Origin of the sequence: Pandoraea fibrosis (genome assembly GCF_000807775.2) — a bacterium.
Taxonomy (GTDB): Bacteria; Pseudomonadota; Gammaproteobacteria; order Burkholderiales; family Burkholderiaceae; genus Pandoraea; species Pandoraea fibrosis.
Genome location: NZ_CP047385.1, coordinates 2,572,736 through 2,589,604, shown reverse-complemented (window position 1 = coordinate 2,589,604; position 16,869 = coordinate 2,572,736). Strand labels below are relative to the sequence as shown.

Below are 16,869 nucleotides of genomic sequence, written 5' to 3'. Positions count from 1 at the left end.
GCGGGCGCATCCTAACTCGTTTGTCTCGTCTGTCCTCTATGCCCGCTTTGACCCTGACCCCGGCGCAACGCGCCGACTTGCGCTCCGCCGCCCATGCGCTGAATCCTGTCGTTCTGATCGGCGCCGACGGCTTGACGCCGGCGGTGCTCAAGGAAATCGACGGCGCTCTGAAGGCCCACGAACTGATCAAGGTGCGCGTCTTCGGCGACGAACGCGACGCGCGCGTGGCCATTTACGAATCCATCTGCGACCAGCTCGGCGCCGCACCGGTGCAACACATCGGCAAGCTGCTCGTCCTGTACCGCCCCACGCCGGACGAAAAGGAGATGCCGGTTCGCGGCAGAACCGGCGGTACGGGCGCAACGGTCAAGGGCCGCGCCCCGCGCACTGTCACGGTCGTCAAGAACAGCACCAACGCGGGACGTCGTCCCACCGTCAAGAAAGTGACCGTTGCTGGCAACGAACGCATGACCGCCGGTGGTATCGTCAAGCGCGCCAAGAAGCGCCAGACCAGCGTCAAGCGCCAGCGCAACGACTAAGCGGACGGTGGCGGATCGAGCCCGTTCCGCCAGCCCTCAAAAAGACGCGCCCAGACATCGTCGGGCGCGTTTTTTTATGCGTATGCAATCGGGTGACAAGCCACGAGGCGAGTGCCGTCGCGCGCGCTGCGGCAATTAGCCGCGCACCGGCTGACGCCAGACCAGCACGATGCCAAGCAAGCTTTGCAGCAAATAGATGCCGCTTGAAATGCCGTGAAGCATGCCGAAACGTGCAGCAAACGGCGATCGGCCGATCTCCACGCCCGACGCTTCGGCCTGCGCCCGCAGATCCGCCATGAACGGCTGCAAGCCGAACCAGCTGATCAGCACGCAGACCATCATCGCCACCGCCAGCCAGCGCAGGCCGCGATAACCTCTTGCGGCGCGAGCGTCGCTCGTCCGTGCGATGAGTGCCGTTGCCAGCCAGACCAGCAGCACGCCGCAGACCAGACTCAGCCAGGCCTGCGTGTGAAACAACCGGCCAGCGACCGTGCCGGCGACCGTGCGGGACTCCAGCACGGCGAAAAGCGTAGGCGCAACGATGTAGCCGATAGCCCACTGACTACCGCACCAGACGGTCGCGACCAGGCGGAACAGCCGTTCCAGCCGCGGCGCGCCGCCGGCAGACGTCACATCAGACGTAGCGGACATCGATGATCTCGTACTCACGCACGCCGCTCGGGGCCTGCACTTCGGCCACATCGCCTGCGTACTTGCCAATGAGCGCACGGGCGATCGGCGAACTCACCGAAATCTTGCCGTGCTCCAGATCGGCCTCATCGTCGCCGACGATCTGATACTGCACCGTGCCGCCGTTCTCGAGGTCTTCGAGCTCGACGGTCGCGGCAAACACCACGCGGCCTTCGGCATCGAGTGCCGACGGGTCGATGATCTGGGCCGCCGAGAGCTTCGACTCGAGATCGGCGATACGCCCCTCGATGAAGCCCTGCTTCTCTTTCGCGGCGTCGTATTCCGCGTTTTCCGACAGATCGCCCTGCGCACGGGCTTCAGCAATTGCAGTGATCACGTTCGGACGTTCGACGGACTTCAGGCGGTGCAGCTCTTCCTTGAGCAGCTCGGCGCCTCGTTTGGTCAGAGGAATGGTACTCATGCGCGTTGTTCCGAAAGACAAAAAAATTGCCGCAGCAAAGCCGCATTCGCACTTTTTGCGAACGCCGCTTGACCGCGGCTGTGACACCTATGTGGCGTTAGTGTAGCAGAGTTGCCGATGCTGCCAACCGGAGGGCTGAGCGCGCGACATTCCGCCACATACGAAGCATTTGGCGCCCCCGGCGGAGATCGGTTCCCCGGCGAGCGCGCCATTTTTTGCGACGTTGCCCGGGGCGGCTCACCGCCACCGGGCATTTACCCCGCTGACTTCCTTCTGTGCGCCTCAGGCGGCAGACATTCAGGCCGGCAGCAAAGCATGCAGGCCCTGGAGGTCATACACCTCGAGGTTCTGCAGGTACTTCAGGCCCTCCACGGCGGCGCGCGCACCCGAGATCGTCGTGTAATACGTGACCTTGTGAGCCTGTGCCGACATACGGATCGAGCGCGAATCGGCAATCGCCGTGCGAGTCTCGTCCACCGTGGTGAACACCAGTGCGATCTCGCCGTTCTTGATCATATCGACAATGTGCGGACGCCCGTCCTTCACCTTGTTGACCACCCGCACCGGGATGCCCGCCGCTTCGATCGCCGCTGCCGTACCACGCGTTGCGACGATCGGGTAGCCCAGCGCGTGCAGCATGCGGGCGACTTCGACCGCGCGCGGCTTGTCGGCGTCCTTCACCGTGAGCAGCACCGTGCCCGAGGCCGGCAAGCGCGAGCCAGCGGCCAGTTGCGATTTGAAGAGCGCCTCGCCGAACGTGCGGCCCACCCCCATCACTTCACCGGTCGAGCGCATTTCCGGTCCGAGCACCGGGTCGACGCCCGGGAACTTCACGAACGGGAACACCGCTTCCTTGACGCTGAAGTACGGCGGCGTGACTTCGCTCGTCACGCCTTGCGACTTGAGCGACTGCCCGACCATGGCGCGCGCGGCGATCTTGGCCAACTGGCGGCCGGTCGCCTTCGAGACATACGGGACCGTGCGCGAGGCGCGCGGGTTGACTTCGAGCACGTAGATCGTGTCGACGCCATTGCCCTGCTGGATCGCAAACTGCACGTTCATCAGGCCGACCACGTTCAGCGCACGGGCCATCGCGGCCGTCTGGCGCTTGAGTTCGGCAATCGTCTCGGCCGACAGCGAGTACGGCGGCAGCGAGCAGGCCGAGTCGCCCGAGTGGACGCCGGCCTGTTCGATGTGCTCCATCACGCCGCCGATGTAGACGTCCGTGCCGTCCGAGATGCAGTCGACGTCGCACTCGATGGCATCGTCGAGGAAGCGGTCGAGCAGCACCGGGCTGTCGTGGCTCACCTTGACGGCTTCGCGCATGTAGCGTTCGAGGTCGCGCGGCTCGTGGACGATTTCCATGGCGCGGCCACCCAGCACGTAGGACGGGCGCACGACCAGCGGATACCCGATTTCGGCGGCGAGCTTCAGTGCTTCGTCTTCGGCACGGGCCGTGCGGTTCGGCGGCTGACGCAGGCCGAGGTCATGCAACAGCTTCTGGAAACGCTCGCGGTCTTCGGCGGCGTCGATCATGTCGGGGCTCGTGCCAACGATGGGCACGCCGTTCGCTTCGAGATCGAGAGCGAGCTTGAGCGGGGTCTGACCGCCGTACTGCACGATCACACCGACCGGCTTTTCGAGGTCGACGATTTCCAGCACGTCTTCCAGCGTCACCGGCTCGAAGTACAGACGATCCGACGTGTCGTAGTCGGTCGACACCGTTTCCGGGTTGCAGTTGACCATGATGGTCTCGTACCCGTCTTCACGCAGCGCGAGGGCCGCGTGCACGCAGCAGTAGTCGAACTCGATCCCCTGACCGATACGGTTCGGGCCGCCGCCGAGCACCATGACCTTCTTCTTGTCGGTAGGCTGGGCTTCGCACTCTTCCTCGTAGGTCGAGTACATGTAGGCGGTGTTGGTCGAGAATTCCGCGGCGCAGGTGTCCACGCGCTTGTAGACCGGGCGCACCTTCTGCGCGATACGGGCACGGCGCACGGCGCTCTGGTCGGTGCCGAGCAGCTTGGCCAGACGACGATCCGAGAACCCGCTTTGCTTGAGGAAACGCAGTTCTTCAGTCGTCAGGCTTTCCAGCGTGCGGCCGGCCAGTGCCTGCTCTTTCTTGACGATGGCTTCGAGTTGAGCGAGGAACCACGGGTCGATGGCCGTCTCGGCGTACACCTCTTCGAGGCTCATGCCCAGGCGGAAGGCATCGCCCACGTACCAGATGCGATCCGGGCCCGGTTCGCCGATTTCGGCCACGATCTCGTCGCGGTCGGTCGACTTTTCATCCAGACCGTCCACGCCGACTTCCAGACCGCGCATGGCCTTCTGGAACGATTCCTGGAACGTGCGACCCATGGCCATCACTTCGCCGACCGACTTCATCTGCGTGGTCAGGCGGGCATCGGCTTCGCGGAACTTCTCGAAGGCGAAACGCGGCACCTTGGTCACGACGTAATCGATGGTCGGCTCGAACGAGGCCGGCGTAGCGCCGCCGGTGATTTCGTTGCGCAGTTCGTCGAGCGTGTAGCCGATCGCCAGCTTGGCGGCGATCTTCGCGATCGGGAAACCGGTCGCCTTCGACGCGAGGGCCGACGAGCGCGACACCCGCGGGTTCATTTCGATGACGACCATACGGCCGTCCTTCGGGTTGATCGAGAACTGGACGTTCGAGCCGCCCGTCTCCACGCCGATCTCGCGCAGCACTGCCAGCGATGCGTTACGCAGCAGTTGGTATTCCTTGTCGGTCAGCGTCTGGGCCGGTGCGACGGTGATCGAGTCACCGGTGTGCACGCCCATCGGGTCGAGGTTTTCGATCGAGCAGACGATGATGCAGTTATCGGCGCGGTCGCGCACGACTTCCATCTCGTACTCCTTCCAGCCCAGCAGCGACTCTTCGATGAGCAGTTCGCGCGTGGGCGAGAGGTCGAGACCGCGCTTGCAGATCTCTTCGAATTCCTCGCGGTTGTACGCAATGCCGCCGCCCGAACCGCCGAGCGTGAACGACGGACGGATCACCATCGGGTAGCCGCTGCCGCCAATTTCGGCAGTGATCTGGGCCTGCACCGCGAGGGCGTCTTCCATCGAGTGGGCGATGCCCGACTTGGCCGACCCCAGACCGATCTTGGTCATGGCGTCCTTGAACTTCAGACGGTCTTCGGCCTTGTCGATGGCTTCCGGCGAGGCGCCGATCAGTTCCACCTTGTACTTGTCGAGCACGCCGTGGCGATGCAGGTCGAGCGCGCAATTGAGCGCGGTCTGGCCACCCATCGTCGGCAGGATGGCATCCGGGCGTTCCTTGGCAATGATGCGCTCGACGACTTCCCAGGTAATCGGTTCGATGTAGGTCACATCGGCCGTATCCGGGTCGGTCATGATCGTGGCAGGGTTGCTGTTGATCAGGATGACCTTGTAGCCTTCCTCGCGCAGCGCCTTGCAGGCTTGTGCGCCGGAATAGTCGAACTCGCATGCCTGACCGATGATGATCGGGCCGGCGCCGATGATGAGGATGCTCTTGATGTCTGTGCGCTTTGGCATAACGTTCTCAACAAAAATTTAACTCAGCGTCGCGGTCGCGAGCTTCACACCGAAGCCGACGAACAGCGCGCCCACGCCGCCGGTTGCCCCGGCGCTCAACCGGCGACGTTGCCGGAAGTGCTCGGCCAGGCGGTAACCGGCCAGGATCAGCGTGCTCAGATACAGGAAACTACAGGTCTGCACGATCACGCCCAGCACCGCAAACGACACGGCGGGGTAGGCGTAGCCCGGATCGACGAACTGGATGAAAAACGACACGCAGAACAGGATGGCCTTCGGGTTCAGCAAGCTGATGAACAGTGCGCGCTTGAACGGGTGATCCGCGTCGACCTGCCTGGGTGCCGCAACCGCTGCGCCGTCGTTGGCCCGTGCGGCCCGCGCATTGGCGATCGCACCGCGCAGCATGTTCAGTCCCATCCAGCACAGGTAGGCCGCACCGAGGTACTTCACCACGAAGAACAGCGCCGGTTGCGCGTGCAGCAGCGATGCGACCCCGGCGGCGGCCAGCGTCATGAGGATGGTGTCGCCGAGGAACACGCCGCACGCCCCTGCGTAACCGTGGCGAACACCGCGCTGGGCTGCCACCGACAGCACATAGAGCGAGTTCGGTCCCGGCAGCAGAATGACCACCACCACCCCGGCCAGATAGGTCCAGAGGTTGACGATGCCGATCGAGTTTCCGAGCATGATGCGTGCGTCCTTATCCTTGTCTCGTCGAGCCTGTGCTTACGCGGGCTGCTTGGCGTCGGCCATCGACTGCACGAAGCGGTCGAACAGATAGCCGATGTCGTGCGGGCCGGGCGACGCTTCCGGGTGACCCTGGAAGCAGAACGCCGGGCGATCCGTCAGCTCGAAGCCTTGCAGCGTGCCGTCGAACAGCGACACGTGCGAGACACGCGCATTGGCCGGCAGGCTGTTCGCATCCACGGCAAAGCCATGGTTCTGCGACGTGATGACCACACGGCCGGTCGCGAGATCCTTGACCGGGTGGTTGGCACCGTGGTGGCCGGTCTTCATCTTGAGCGTCTTGGCACCGACGGCCAGGCCCATGATCTGGTGGCCGAGGCAGATGCCGAACGTCGGGATACGGCGCTCGAGGAAGGTCTTCGTGGCGGCAATCGCGTAATCGCACGGCTCGGGGTCGCCGGGGCCGTTCGAGAGGAACACGCCGTCCGGATTCAGGGCGAACACGTCGTCGGCCGAGCTTTGGGCGGGCAGCACCGTGACCTTGCAGCCACGCTCGGCGAGCATGCGCAGGATGTTGCGCTTGACGCCATAGTCGAGGGCCACCACATGGAATTTCGGGTCCTTCTGCTCGCCGTAGCCTTCACCCAGACGCCATTCCGTTTCCGTCCACGAGTACTTCTCCGTGGTCGAAACGACCTTGGCGAGGTCCATACCGGCGAGTCCCGGGAAGGATTGGGCCAGGGCGATGGCTTTGCCTTCGTCGGCTTCTTCACCGGCGAGAATGCAACCGTTTTGAGCCCCCTTCTCGCGCAGGATACGGGTGAGTCGGCGCGTGTCGATGCCGGCGATGGCAACGACGCCTTCGTCCTTCAGGTATTGCGACAGCGTCTTGTTGGCTCGGAAATTCGAGTCCAGGATCGGCAGATCCTTGATGATCAGGCCTGCGGCATGGACTTTCGTGGCTTCGACGTCTTCACCGTTGACGCCCGTGTTGCCAATGTGCGGATACGTCAACGTGACGATCTGACGCGCATAGCTGGGGTCGGTGAGGATTTCCTGATAGCCGGTGATGGCGGTATTGAACACGACTTCACCGATGGTGTGACCGGCAGCGCCGATGGCGTACCCACGAAAGACCGTGCCGTCAGCGAGCGCGAGAATGGCGGGTGGGAATGACGGCAGCACGGGAAACTCCTGAAGGGTTCACCCCGGCTGCCAGCCCCATCGTCCGCCGCGATGACATCAGCGCGGGCACCGGAATTGCGCGGAATATGCGCACAGCGGATGCTCGGACTGCGGACGAGATGTCAGGCGGGTAGGCGCTAGGGTGAGGGTTAAATGACTAAAACCTTCAAAGTATAGCGCAAATCCCAATCATCTCAAAGCTGAACGTGTGACACATCAGTACGCTCTGCGTTCTCCCGGGGGGCAAGGCCGCCGGCAGACGAATACGCAGAGGGGATAGGGAAGTGAATGCCCGCCCGCTGGGCCGCCAGCACGATATGGCGCTCCATTGCGGCCCCTGCGGCAGCGCCGTCACGGCGTCGCAGCGCCTCGAGGATCTCCTGATGTTCATGATAGGTAGAAAGCACCAATTCGCGTTGGTAGAACGGCAAGCGCTGGCTTTCCATGACGATTTCGGTGCTGCCGCGCAGAATATCCGCGATGGCCGCATTCCCCGCGAGCCCGACGATCCGCAGGTGGAACGCGAAGTCGAGTTGGGCGGCGGTATCGACATCGCCGTCGATCAGCGCCCCCTTCATCATCTCGACGTTATCCGTGAGCCACTCGATTTCGCTGGTGCTCGCGGCGTGGGCGGCGAGCCGGGCGGAGAAGCCCTCCAGGGCGTAGCGCAGTTGGTAGGTATCGGCGAGCGAGATTTGGTCCGCAAAGCGCCACGCCACGCCCAGACGCGCCGAGGCATCGTTCACATACACACCCTTGCCCGGCCTGATGGCAACCATGCCGAGCGCTTCGAGCGTAGAGAGCGCTTCGCGCAGCGAGGCCCGGCTGATCGCCAGCTCTTCGGCGAGTTGGCGTTGCGAGGGCAGCATGGCGCCGGCCGGATAGACCTGACGTTCAATACGCTCGCGAATGATGGCGACGGCGGCGTCGGTTACGGCATGCGCCGAATGCTTCATGAGGCCTCACAGGGAATGCGGGGGGACGTATCGCGCATTGTACGACGCCAAATATCAAACTACCCGCGCGTGCGCCGGGGTGGGCGGCCCTGTGCCGTCACCTGATGGGCGTGGTGATCCGGATGATCGCCCAGGAGGCGTCGCACAACGCCGTTGGTCCAGCCAAAGCCATCCTGAAGCGGATACTCCCCGCCTCCACCGCCACTGGCGCACATCGCGTCGCTCGTATGGAGCGAGTACTTTTCCACGAGTTTGCTTTCGCGGCCGTAGAGCGCACTGACCGTTGCGAGCCACCGATGGGCGATCTCGTTGGCAAGCCGGTTCTCGCCGTACTTGCGAAGCCCGTGAAGCGCGATCCATTGCAGCGGTGCCCAGCCATTGGGCGGGTCCCATTGCTGGAGGCTCGACGCCTGCGTCGTGCGCAGTCCGCCGGCCGCGAGGAGCCGCTCGGCCATCGTCTGTGCCGAGCGGCTCGCCTGCACGGGCGACGCCAGCCCGACGAAGAGCGGCGCGGCCAGCGCCGCCGACAACTGCGGACGTTGCTCGCCCCGCTGCCAGTCGTAATCGAGAAAGGCGCCCTCGCTTTCCCCCCAGAGATAGCGCGTCATCGCCTCGCGCCGCGCCTGTGCTCGCATGGCAAACGCCTGAGCCGTCTGCGTATCGCCGCCGCTGTCGCTCAGCCGGGAAATTTGCACTTCCGAGGCATAAAGAAAACTATTCAGATCGACCGGCACGATGGCCGTCGTGCGGATCGACGAGAGATCGTTGGCGTTGTCCAGCCAGCGCGAGCTGAAGTCCCAGCCCGACGCGGCACCGGCACGAAGATCGCGATACACCTCACCCGCCGCGCGATCCGGTGCGTTACGCGCCGTACTCACGTCTTCCAGATAGCCCTCTTCCCGGGGCGTGTCGCGCTCGTCCCAATAGCGATTGAGAAACGAACCGTCTGGCATTCGCACGAGATGCCGATAGGCGTCGCCGGGCACAAGCGAGGCCTCGCCGTCCATCCAGTAGTCGTACTCGCGACGCAGATGGGGTAAATAACGCAAGGCGCGCGCCACACCGTGCGACTCGAACAGCGCCACCATCAGTCCGTACATCGGGGGTTGCGAGCGACTCAGATAATAGGTGCGGTTGCCGTTCGGAATATGGCCGTAGGTATCGATGAGAAACGAAAAATTGTCCGCCATGCTCGCCAGCAGATCGTGCCGGCCGCTGCGCGCGAGGCCCAGCATCGTGAAATACGAGTCCCAGTAATAGAGCTCATGGAAGCGACCACCCGGCACGACATACGGCCGGGGAATTGGCAATAGCGAGCTATAGGCCGGATGCGCTTCGGGGTATCTGGTGAGCACCTCCCAAAGTCCGTCGATATGCTCGACGAGTCCCTGCCCCGGGTCGGACACATAGTGACTGGCGGGCGGGCGTTCATGCGTGAAATGGGTGGCCACGAAGCGCGAAAGATCGAAGCCGGGCCTGGCGGCGTCCTCGCGATACCGGCGCAGAATCTCTTCCGGTGCGAGTGCGGGCACGCAGTCCACGAACGTCTTGCTGTCGGGAAAGATGCGCTGCGTCTGCACGGCGACGAACAATTCCTGATAGCGGTCGGCGGGCGTAAGTCCATCCGAGGGCGCGCAATGCGAGACATCGGGTGTCATGCCGCCGAGTGCGAGCGTACGTTGGGCGGTGTCCGTCATCGTCATTGCTCCGAGTAGTTCCAGAGCAAGCCACCGTCGACGAACAGCGTGGTGCCGGTGACATAGCTGGCTTCGGGCGAGGCGAGAAACAGCACGGCGTTGGCGACTTCGCTCGGATCGGCGAGGCGGCCGAGCGGAATGTTCGCGATCAGCGCTCCCAATTGCGCCTTGTTCGCGAGGAGTTGCTGATTGATCGGTGTGCCGACGGCCCCGGGGGCAACGTTGTTGACCGTGATCCCAAGCGGGGCAAGTTCAATGGCAAGGTTGCGCATCATCATCTTCATGCCGCCTTTGCTTGCGCAATAGCTCGTGAAGTGGGGAAACGGCAATTCCTCGTGAACCGAACTGACATTGACGATGCGTCCGCCGCGCTTCGTATCGCGCAGGTGCTGCACGAAAGCCTGCGTGAGAAAGAAAGCGCCTTTCAGATTCACGTTCATCACCAGATCGTAGTCCGCTTCCGTCACATCGAGGAATGCGGCACGACGCTCCACGCCTGCGTTGTTCACCAGCACATCGATGCGCCCCATTGCCTTGACCGCTTGCGCGATGACCGCGCGGTCGTCTGCGGCGCAGCCAACATCACCGGCGATCACACAGCCGTCGCTGCCGGCGGTGCGAACCGCATCGAGCGTCTGTTCAGCCATCGCGTTGTCCAGCCTGTCTTCCACCACAATACGCGCGCCTTCTTGTGCGAGACGGATCGCGATGGCGCGTCCGATGCCCTGGGCACTACCGGTAACAAGCACCACCATGTCCTTCATCCGCATGGCGCCTCCCTTCTGTCGTTGTTGGGGGATCTGTGCACGTTGCCCGAGGTAGCACAAGGCGAAGGGGCCGCGCGCCAGATACAAGTGCGACCTGACGGCGCAAAGTGAAGTTCACCCGAAATTCCGGGGGATTCAGCCAGCAAAACCGACAAAGCCGAGGGGATCGTCGCGTGGACCGAAACAAGCCGTGGCGCATCGCCCCACCATAGGGAATCCCCTCAGAAGCCGCGTCTTGACCGGACTATATTGGCTTTCTAATATTCGCCATAACACCACTGGTCAGACCGGTATGACTTGTCTTATTACACTGACGGTGTTGACCGGCGCCAAACGCGCCAAGTCGTTGTTGCGGTACAGAAATCAGCCCCCGAGAGCCGTCCGTCCGACGTAGAGATCGCGAAATCCGAGAGAGTGATTTGCGCAGGCAGAGGAGACACACCATGCCCAAGCTGTTCCGTTCGTTGTTTGGCCGAGTCGTCATTGCGTTGATAGTGGGTGTGGCGCTTGGCATTTGGTTTCCGCAGTTGGGAGAGTCGTTACGTCCGTTGGGCGATGGCTTTCTGAAGCTGATCAAGATGGTCATCGGACCGATCGTCTTCTGTGTCGTCGTGAGTGGCATGGCGAGCGCGGGTGATTTGCGCAAAGTCGGCCGCGTGGGTATCAAGGCGGTCTTGTACTTCGAGATCATCACCACCTTCGCGTTGGTGATCGGTGCCGTGTTGGCCTGGGTAACGCGTCCGGGCGAGGGGATGAACATCGACATTCGCAGTCTCGATCCGAGTGCGATGGCGGCGTACACCGAGAATGCCAAGGGGTTGAAAGACACCGCGGGGTTCTTGCTGAAGATCATTCCCGACACCATTACCGACGCCTTTGCCAAGGGTGACATCCTGCAAATCCTGGTGTTCTCCGTCATGTTCGGCTGTGCGTTGGCGGCCCTTGGCGAGCGGGGCCGTCCGGTCGCGCGCTTCATTGAAGATCTGAGCCATGTCTTCTTCCGCGTGATGGCGTTCATCATCCGGCTCGCACCGCTCGGCGTATTGGGTGCCGTCGCGTTCACGACCGGCAAATACGGCGCGTCGTCGCTCAAGCAGTTGGGGCTGCTGGTGCTCGTGTTCTACCTGAGCTGCTTCGTCTTCGTGACCGTCGTATTGGGGGGCGTGTTGCGGCTGGCGGGCTTCAACATCTTCAAGTTCATCAAATACTTCCGTGAAGAGTTGTCCATCGTGTTGGGCACAGCGTCGTCGGATGCCGTGTTGCCTGCGATCATGCGCAAGCTCGAGTGGATGGGCATTAAGAAGTCCACCGTGGGGCTCGTCGTGCCGACTGGCTACTCCTTCAACCTCGACGGCTTCTCCATCTATCTGACGCTTGCCGTCATCTTCATTGCGCAGGCGACCAATACACCGTTGTCGATGCACGACCTGATTCTCGTCATCCTCGTGTCATTGCTCACGTCCAAGGGGGCGCACGGCATTCCAGGATCGGCCATCGTCATACTGGCGGCGACATTGGCGGCCATTCCGGCGATCCCCGTCATCGGTCTGGTGCTGATCCTGCCGGTCGACTGGTTCGTGGGCATTGCGCGCGCCATGACCAACCTGCTGGGCAACTGCGTGGCGACGCTCGTTGTGGCGGCCTGGGAAAAAGACGTCGACTTTGCGAGAGCGCACAAAGTCCTGGATGGCGCCCTGCCCTACGAGCCGATAGCGACATCCGCAGACGCGACTGCCGAGGGCGCAGCCCCGACCAGTGCGGCCCTGACGCCATAAACCTCACGGCATAAGCCACGAGAGACACCGAACACAGTTTCTGCCGACGCGAGACGTCGGCCCCTTTATCTGGAGTGAAAAGCAACATGGCCCTCGTCCCGCAAGACCCGAACGCACCGGAATTCGTGCGCCGTTACGTCAATCTGGCCGATCCGCGTCTGGGAGCGCAGGCGCTCGTTGCCAGCGACGAATTCTTCGCGGCCAAAGAGCGCATGCTCAACCCCGAGCCGGCCGTGTTCATCCCCGGCAAGTACGACGACAACGGCAAGTGGATGGATGGTTGGGAGACGCGTCGCAAGCGCGTGAACGGTTACGACTGGTGCGTGGTCAAGCTCGCGCGTGCCGGCGTGTTGTTTGGCGTCGATCTGGACACCAGTCACTTCACCGGCAACTTCCCGCCGGCCGCCTCGCTCGAGGGCTGCTACAGCCCTAACGGCGCACCCGGCGAGGGCGCCGAGTGGTTCGAACTGCTCGCCTCGACCACGCTGCAAGGCAACTCGCATCATTACCATGCGATTGGCAACCAGCGCCCGGTCACCCATGTGCGCGTGAACCTGTACCCCGATGGCGGTCTGGCGCGCCTGCGTCTGTATGGCTTGCCCCAGAGCGATTGGGCGGGACGCTCGCGCGACGAGCTGATCGACCTGATTGCGATGGAAAACGGTGGCTATGTCGTTGCGGCGAACAACCAGCATTTCGGGTTGGCGTCGAACCTGCTGATGCCGGGCCGTGGCGTGAACATGGGCGATGGCTGGGAGACGCGTCGGCGACGTGAGCCGGGGAATGACTGGGCGATCATTGCGTTGGCGCAGCCGGGCGAGATTGGCAAGATCGAAGTCGACACGGCGCACTTCAAGGGCAACTTCCCGGATCGTTGCTCCATTCAGGCGGCCTATGTGACGGGCGGCACGGAACAATCGTTGATCACCCAGTCCATGTTCTGGCCGGTGTTGTTGCCCGAGCAGAAGTTGGCGATGGACAAGCAGTTCTTCTTTGAAGAGCAAGTACAGAAGTTGGGGGCGATCACGCACATCCGCTTCAACATCATCCCGGACGGCGGCGTGTCGCGCCTGCGTCTGTGGGGCCGTCTGAGCGACAAGCAGGCATAACCGAAGTCAGCAACCTCAGCAAAAAGAAGACCTCTCGCGTCCCGGAGAAAGTGGGGGAATGCGAGAGGCGACGAAGGGCTAGGCAGGGGAAAAAAATGGAGCGTGACATGGCGGGTCTGGCGTTGAAGATAGAGCGATTGACGCGGGAGGCGTTTGCGGAGTTTGGCGACGTGATCGAGTTGACGGGGGCGAAGCATTTCGCGATCAACGGCGGGACGACTGAGCGGTTTCACGATCTGGCGACGGTGGATCTGGGCCCGGAGGGTGGGCGCACCTTGGTGAATGTATTCCGTGGTCAGCCGAGGCAGTTGCCGTATGAGGTGAAGATGCTGGAGCGTCATCCGTTGGGGAGTCAGGCGTTCATTCCGTTGAAGACAACGCCGCATCTGGTGGTGGTAGCGCCGGCGGGCGAGTTGGATGTGAGTCGGATGCGGGCGTTCGTGTCGGATGGTTGGCAGGGCGTGAATTATGCGCGAGGCGTATGGCATCACCCGTTGTTGGCATTACACGAAGTGAGTGACTTCGTAGTGGTGGATCGGGGTGGTAAGGGTCACAATTGTGACGAGCAGGATTTGCCGGGCGTGTATTTGCTGACGCAGGCGGCGTTGGATGCAGCGCAAGCGGCGCAGAAGGCGGCATAGAGAAGGCAGCAGGAAAAGGCAGCAAGACAGCGAAAACGCCGGGATGAGCCCGGCGTTTTGCATTGGTGGGGAGAGAAAACGAAGGGAGTGGGGTTGAGGCGAGAAGTACCGCAAAGAGGGAGGGAGACGGACCGGGGCGCCTTTCTGCAGCGAGTTGGGTTTATGTCTGAGAGGCGGAAAGGGGCCCCGGTCCGTCTGGGGGGGAGGTGTAAAAGCCCCCAAAAAGCAACCACTCACCAACAAGAAACTTAAGCGGCGGGCACAACCGCGGTCACTTCGATCTCAACCTTGGCTTCGTCTTCAACAAGATCGGCGACTTCCACAGCCGTCATAGCGGGAAAATGGCGTCCGATGATATCGCGATAGTGTTCACCGATAGCCCGATAGCTTTCCACGTACTCCTGCTTATTCTTCACGTACCAGGTCATGCGCACGATATGTTCGGGCTTGGCGTTACCTTCGGCCAGGATCGCGACGATATTCTCGAGTGTCTGGCGCACTTGCAGAGCGAAATCATCCGTTTCGAAACGTTGCTGTCCGTTCCAGCCAATTTGACCGCCGACAAACACGATGCGGCTGCCGGCCGTCATCTCGAACGCCATGCCGTTGGCGTAGCCGCGCGGTTTCGCCCATTCGGGCGGTTGCAGAACTTGCAGCATCAGGACACTCCTTCAATGACAGAATCGGGTGCGGCAAAGCGCACAATGGCCTCGCGTTGGGCCGGGGGTACGGCGATTGGAGAGGGTCTTCCGCCCTCGCCTTTCGCGACCCAGACCAGTACCAGCGTGGCTTGTAGACGCGTCTCGTCGTTGGCACCGGCGAACCGGATGCGCAGCGTCATGGACGAGCGACCGAGGCGCGTAACTTCCAGCGAGCGCAGTAGCGTCTCGCCCAGAAAACTGGGGGCACTGAAGCGGCATTCGATGTTGGCGGTCGGCACGCCCATGCCGTCGCGCAAATGCATCTCGCCGAACGACAGATTGAGTCCTTCCGCGCACCAGTCTTCGACCAGATCGTTGATCATTTCGAAATAGCGCGGATAAAACACGATGCCCGCCGGATCGCAGTGCTTGAAACGCACCAGCAACGGCTTGACGAATGCGTGTGCGCTCACGTCGGTCTCCGACATCATTCTTTCCTCCCCTGCGTGCAGGATCGACTAAGTGAGTGAGCGCCGACTGGAGCGCTCCCCTCTGACCTCACTGCCCCATCTGCCGGAGCTTGAAGCGTTGCAGCTTACCCGTTTCCGTGCGAGGCAGCGCGTCGACAAACTCAATCGCCCGAGGGTATTTGTACGGCGCGATGTTAGCCTTCACATACTCCTGAAGCGCCTTCACCATCGAGTCATCGCGCGCCTCGCCGGCCTTGAGTACCACATACGCCTTCACGATCTGGCCGCGTGCCTCATCGCTCGCACCGACCACACCGCACTCCGCCACCGCCGGATGCTGCAACAGTGCCGACTCCACCTCCGGGCCAGCGATGTTGTACCCGGCCGAGACAATCATGTCGTCCGAACGGGCCTGATAGTAGTAATTGCCCGCTTCGTCGCACATGAACGTGTCGCCCGGCAGATTCCAGCCGTTCTTCACATAATTCGTCTGGCGCGAGTCCGCGAGATATCGGCACCCGGTCGGCCCCTTCACCGCCAGCTTGCCCACCTTGCCCGGCGGCAGCGGCTGCATGTTCTCGTCCACGATCATCGCGATATAGCCCGGCACCGGCTTGCCAATCGCTCCCGGCACCACGTCGCCGTTCGCTGCCGAGATGAAAATGTGGATCATCTCCGTGCCGCCAATGCCGTCGATCATCTCGATGCCCGATGCCTGCTTCCACAACTGACGCGTAGCATCGGGCAATGCCTCGCCTGCCGATACCGTCTTCTTCAGACTCGACAGATCGTACTTGCCCACCAGCGCCGCCATCTGACGATAGAACGTCGGCGCCGTGAAACAGACCGTCGCGCGGTACTGCTCGATCGCCTGCAACAGACTGTCCGGCGTGAGCTTCTCCAGCAATACCGTCGCCGCGCCGACACGCAAAGGGAACGTCAACAGGCCGCCCGTACCGAAAGTGAACGCTAACGGGGGGGTGCCACAGAAAATATCGTCCGGCCCCGGCTTCAGCACATGACGGGGAAACAGATCGCACATCGCAAGCACGTCGCGATGAAAATGCATCGTGCCCTTCGGCTGGCCCGTCGTACCACTGGTGAAGGCGATCAGACACACATCGTCCACCGCCGTGTCGCAGGCCTCGAAACTCGCCGGCTGACGCGCCATCCGCGCCTCCAGTGAGTCCTCACCCACCTCGTGGAAATACACCACCTGCCTCAACGCCGGACAGAAGTACTCGTGCGTCGACTGGCGATTGAACTCAAGCTCCTCCTTCAGACGGCCGTCGCACAAGGCGGCGCCAATCTCCGCCTTGTCGACGATCTGCTTGAGTTCCTTCGCACGGAGCAGCGGCATCGTCGGCACCCCGACCAGTCCCGCCTTGATCACCGCAAGCCACGCGGCGGCCATGAACAGATTGTTCGGGCCGCGCAGCAACACGCGATTGCCCGGCACCAATCCCATGTCGCCCCGAAGCACATGAGCGATGCGATCCACCATCTCGCGCAAACCGAGATACGTCGTGACCGTCGGCGTGCCGTTCTCCACCGAATAGATCGCGGGCGCGTCGCCGCGGCCCTCCTCGATCACACGATCCAGCAGTTCGGCAGCGCAATTGATGCGCGCCGGGTATGCCACATCCGGATTGTCCAGCAGAAACTCGGGCCACTGATCGGCGGGCGGCAGATTGTCGCGCGCGAAAGTGTCGAGATGTCCAGATCGTTCCATGTGCTTCTCCTTGCCCCCG

General features: G+C 62.6%; 15 protein-coding genes. 4 read left to right on the top strand and 11 right to left on the bottom strand.

The genetic code is table 11. The features are described 5' to 3' along the window. The first annotated feature begins 38 nt into the window (after positions 1 to 38). Complete coding sequence (gene yhbY / locus PI93_RS11535; RefSeq protein WP_039368934.1) at positions 39 to 539, top strand: ribosome assembly RNA-binding protein YhbY; 501 nt, start codon at positions 39 to 41, stop codon at positions 537 to 539. Positions 540 to 674: 135 nt separating this feature from the next. Here the strand turns inward: yhbY and PI93_RS11530 are convergent, their stop codons facing one another. From PI93_RS11530 to PI93_RS11495, 8 genes are all read right to left on the bottom strand, one after another. Beyond that, complete coding sequence (locus tag PI93_RS11530) at positions 675 to 1,190, bottom strand: DUF4149 domain-containing protein (protein ID WP_052240580.1); 516 nt, start codon at positions 1,188 to 1,190, stop codon at positions 675 to 677. Then, positions 1,174 to 1,650 carry a transcription elongation factor GreA gene (gene greA, locus PI93_RS11525; protein ID WP_039368936.1) on the bottom strand — a complete coding sequence of 159 codons (477 nt, stop codon included), beginning with the start codon at positions 1,648 to 1,650 and terminating at the stop codon, positions 1,174 to 1,176. The genes PI93_RS11530 and greA overlap by 17 nt, the downstream gene beginning before the upstream one ends. 297 nt (positions 1,651 to 1,947) lie before the next feature. Beyond that, on the bottom strand, positions 1,948 to 5,190 hold the full coding sequence (gene carB / locus PI93_RS11520) for a carbamoyl-phosphate synthase large subunit (protein WP_039368939.1): 3,243 nt from the start codon (positions 5,188 to 5,190) through the stop codon (positions 1,948 to 1,950). An 18-nt stretch (positions 5,191 to 5,208) separates the two neighbouring features. Beyond that, a complete protein-coding gene (gene leuE / locus PI93_RS11515; RefSeq protein ID WP_039368942.1) occupies positions 5,209 to 5,877 on the bottom strand; it encodes a leucine efflux protein LeuE in 669 nt (222 codons plus the stop codon). Positions 5,878 to 5,916: 39 nt separating this feature from the next. Next, entirely contained in the window at positions 5,917 to 7,062 is a 1,146-nt protein-coding gene (gene carA / locus PI93_RS11510) for a glutamine-hydrolyzing carbamoyl-phosphate synthase small subunit (protein ID WP_039368944.1), read from the bottom strand. A gap of 194 nt (positions 7,063 to 7,256) precedes the next feature. Further along, entirely contained in the window at positions 7,257 to 8,018 is a 762-nt protein-coding gene (locus PI93_RS11505; protein WP_039368947.1) for a FadR/GntR family transcriptional regulator, read from the bottom strand. 59 nt (positions 8,019 to 8,077) lie between these two features. Then, positions 8,078 to 9,721 (bottom strand): alpha,alpha-trehalase TreF, encoded by a 1,644-nt coding sequence (gene treF / locus PI93_RS11500; RefSeq protein WP_080759124.1) that lies wholly within the window; start codon positions 9,719 to 9,721, stop codon positions 8,078 to 8,080. Next, positions 9,718 to 10,485 carry an SDR family NAD(P)-dependent oxidoreductase gene (locus tag PI93_RS11495; protein ID WP_039368950.1) on the bottom strand — a complete coding sequence of 256 codons (768 nt, stop codon included), beginning with the start codon at positions 10,483 to 10,485 and terminating at the stop codon, positions 9,718 to 9,720. Before PI93_RS11495 ends, treF begins: the two co-directional genes overlap by 4 nt. A gap of 440 nt (positions 10,486 to 10,925) precedes the next feature. Here PI93_RS11495 and PI93_RS11490 point away from each other — a divergent pair, with 440 nt between their 5' ends. The 3 genes from PI93_RS11490 (at position 10,926) to PI93_RS11480 (ending at position 14,007) form a co-directional block, all read left to right on the top strand. After that, positions 10,926 to 12,257, top strand: coding sequence for a C4-dicarboxylate transporter DctA (locus tag PI93_RS11490; protein WP_039368952.1), 1,332 nt, complete (start codon positions 10,926 to 10,928; stop codon positions 12,255 to 12,257). An 86-nt stretch (positions 12,258 to 12,343) separates the two neighbouring features. Then, a complete protein-coding gene (alc, locus tag PI93_RS11485) occupies positions 12,344 to 13,366 on the top strand; it encodes an allantoicase (RefSeq protein ID WP_039368954.1) in 1,023 nt (340 codons plus the stop codon). Positions 13,367 to 13,461: 95 nt separating this feature from the next. Continuing rightward, the gene (locus PI93_RS11480) at positions 13,462 to 14,007 is read left to right on the top strand and encodes an ureidoglycolate lyase (RefSeq protein WP_039368956.1); all 546 of its coding nucleotides are present in this window, start codon (positions 13,462 to 13,464) and stop codon (positions 14,005 to 14,007) included. A gap of 248 nt (positions 14,008 to 14,255) precedes the next feature. Here PI93_RS11480 and PI93_RS11475 read toward each other — a convergent pair whose 3' ends face one another. From PI93_RS11475 to PI93_RS11465, 3 genes are all read right to left on the bottom strand, one after another. Continuing rightward, positions 14,256 to 14,663: a RidA family protein gene (locus tag PI93_RS11475; RefSeq protein ID WP_039369083.1), complete on the bottom strand. Its 408-nt coding sequence runs from the start codon at positions 14,661 to 14,663 to the stop codon at positions 14,256 to 14,258. A gap of 2 nt (positions 14,664 to 14,665) precedes the next feature. Continuing rightward, on the bottom strand, positions 14,666 to 15,136 hold the full coding sequence (locus PI93_RS11470) for an acyl-CoA thioesterase (protein WP_052240581.1): 471 nt from the start codon (positions 15,134 to 15,136) through the stop codon (positions 14,666 to 14,668). A 70-nt stretch (positions 15,137 to 15,206) separates the two neighbouring features. Further along, positions 15,207 to 16,850, bottom strand: a complete 1,644-nt coding sequence (locus PI93_RS11465) for an AMP-binding protein (RefSeq protein ID WP_039368958.1) — start codon at positions 16,848 to 16,850, stop codon at positions 15,207 to 15,209. Positions 16,851 to 16,869 lie beyond the last annotated feature (19 nt).

Bases quoted from the DNA above. Each gene is read 5' to 3' on its own strand.
- yhbY (WP_039368934.1), top strand. From the start codon at position 39: ATGCCCGCTTTGACCCTGACCCCGGCGCAACGCGCCGACTTGCGCTCC.
- PI93_RS11530 (WP_052240580.1), bottom strand. From the start codon at position 1,190: ATGTCCGCTACGTCTGATGTGACGTCTGCCGGCGGCGCGCCGCGGCTG.
- greA (WP_039368936.1), bottom strand. From the start codon at position 1,650: ATGAGTACCATTCCTCTGACCAAACGAGGCGCCGAGCTGCTCAAGGAA.
- carB (WP_039368939.1), bottom strand. From the start codon at position 5,190: ATGCCAAAGCGCACAGACATCAAGAGCATCCTCATCATCGGCGCCGGC.
- leuE (WP_039368942.1), bottom strand. From the start codon at position 5,877: ATGCTCGGAAACTCGATCGGCATCGTCAACCTCTGGACCTATCTGGCC.
- PI93_RS11505 (WP_039368947.1), bottom strand. From the start codon at position 8,018: ATGAAGCATTCGGCGCATGCCGTAACCGACGCCGCCGTCGCCATCATT.
- treF (WP_080759124.1), bottom strand. From the start codon at position 9,721: ATGACGATGACGGACACCGCCCAACGTACGCTCGCACTCGGCGGCATG.
- PI93_RS11495 (WP_039368950.1), bottom strand. From the start codon at position 10,485: ATGCGGATGAAGGACATGGTGGTGCTTGTTACCGGTAGTGCCCAGGGC.
- PI93_RS11490 (WP_039368952.1), top strand. From the start codon at position 10,926: ATGCCCAAGCTGTTCCGTTCGTTGTTTGGCCGAGTCGTCATTGCGTTG.
- alc (WP_039368954.1), top strand. From the start codon at position 12,344: ATGGCCCTCGTCCCGCAAGACCCGAACGCACCGGAATTCGTGCGCCGT.
- PI93_RS11480 (WP_039368956.1), top strand. From the start codon at position 13,462: ATGGAGCGTGACATGGCGGGTCTGGCGTTGAAGATAGAGCGATTGACG.
- PI93_RS11470 (WP_052240581.1), bottom strand. From the start codon at position 15,136: ATGTCGGAGACCGACGTGAGCGCACACGCATTCGTCAAGCCGTTGCTG.
- PI93_RS11465 (WP_039368958.1), bottom strand. From the start codon at position 16,850: ATGGAACGATCTGGACATCTCGACACTTTCGCGCGCGACAATCTGCCG.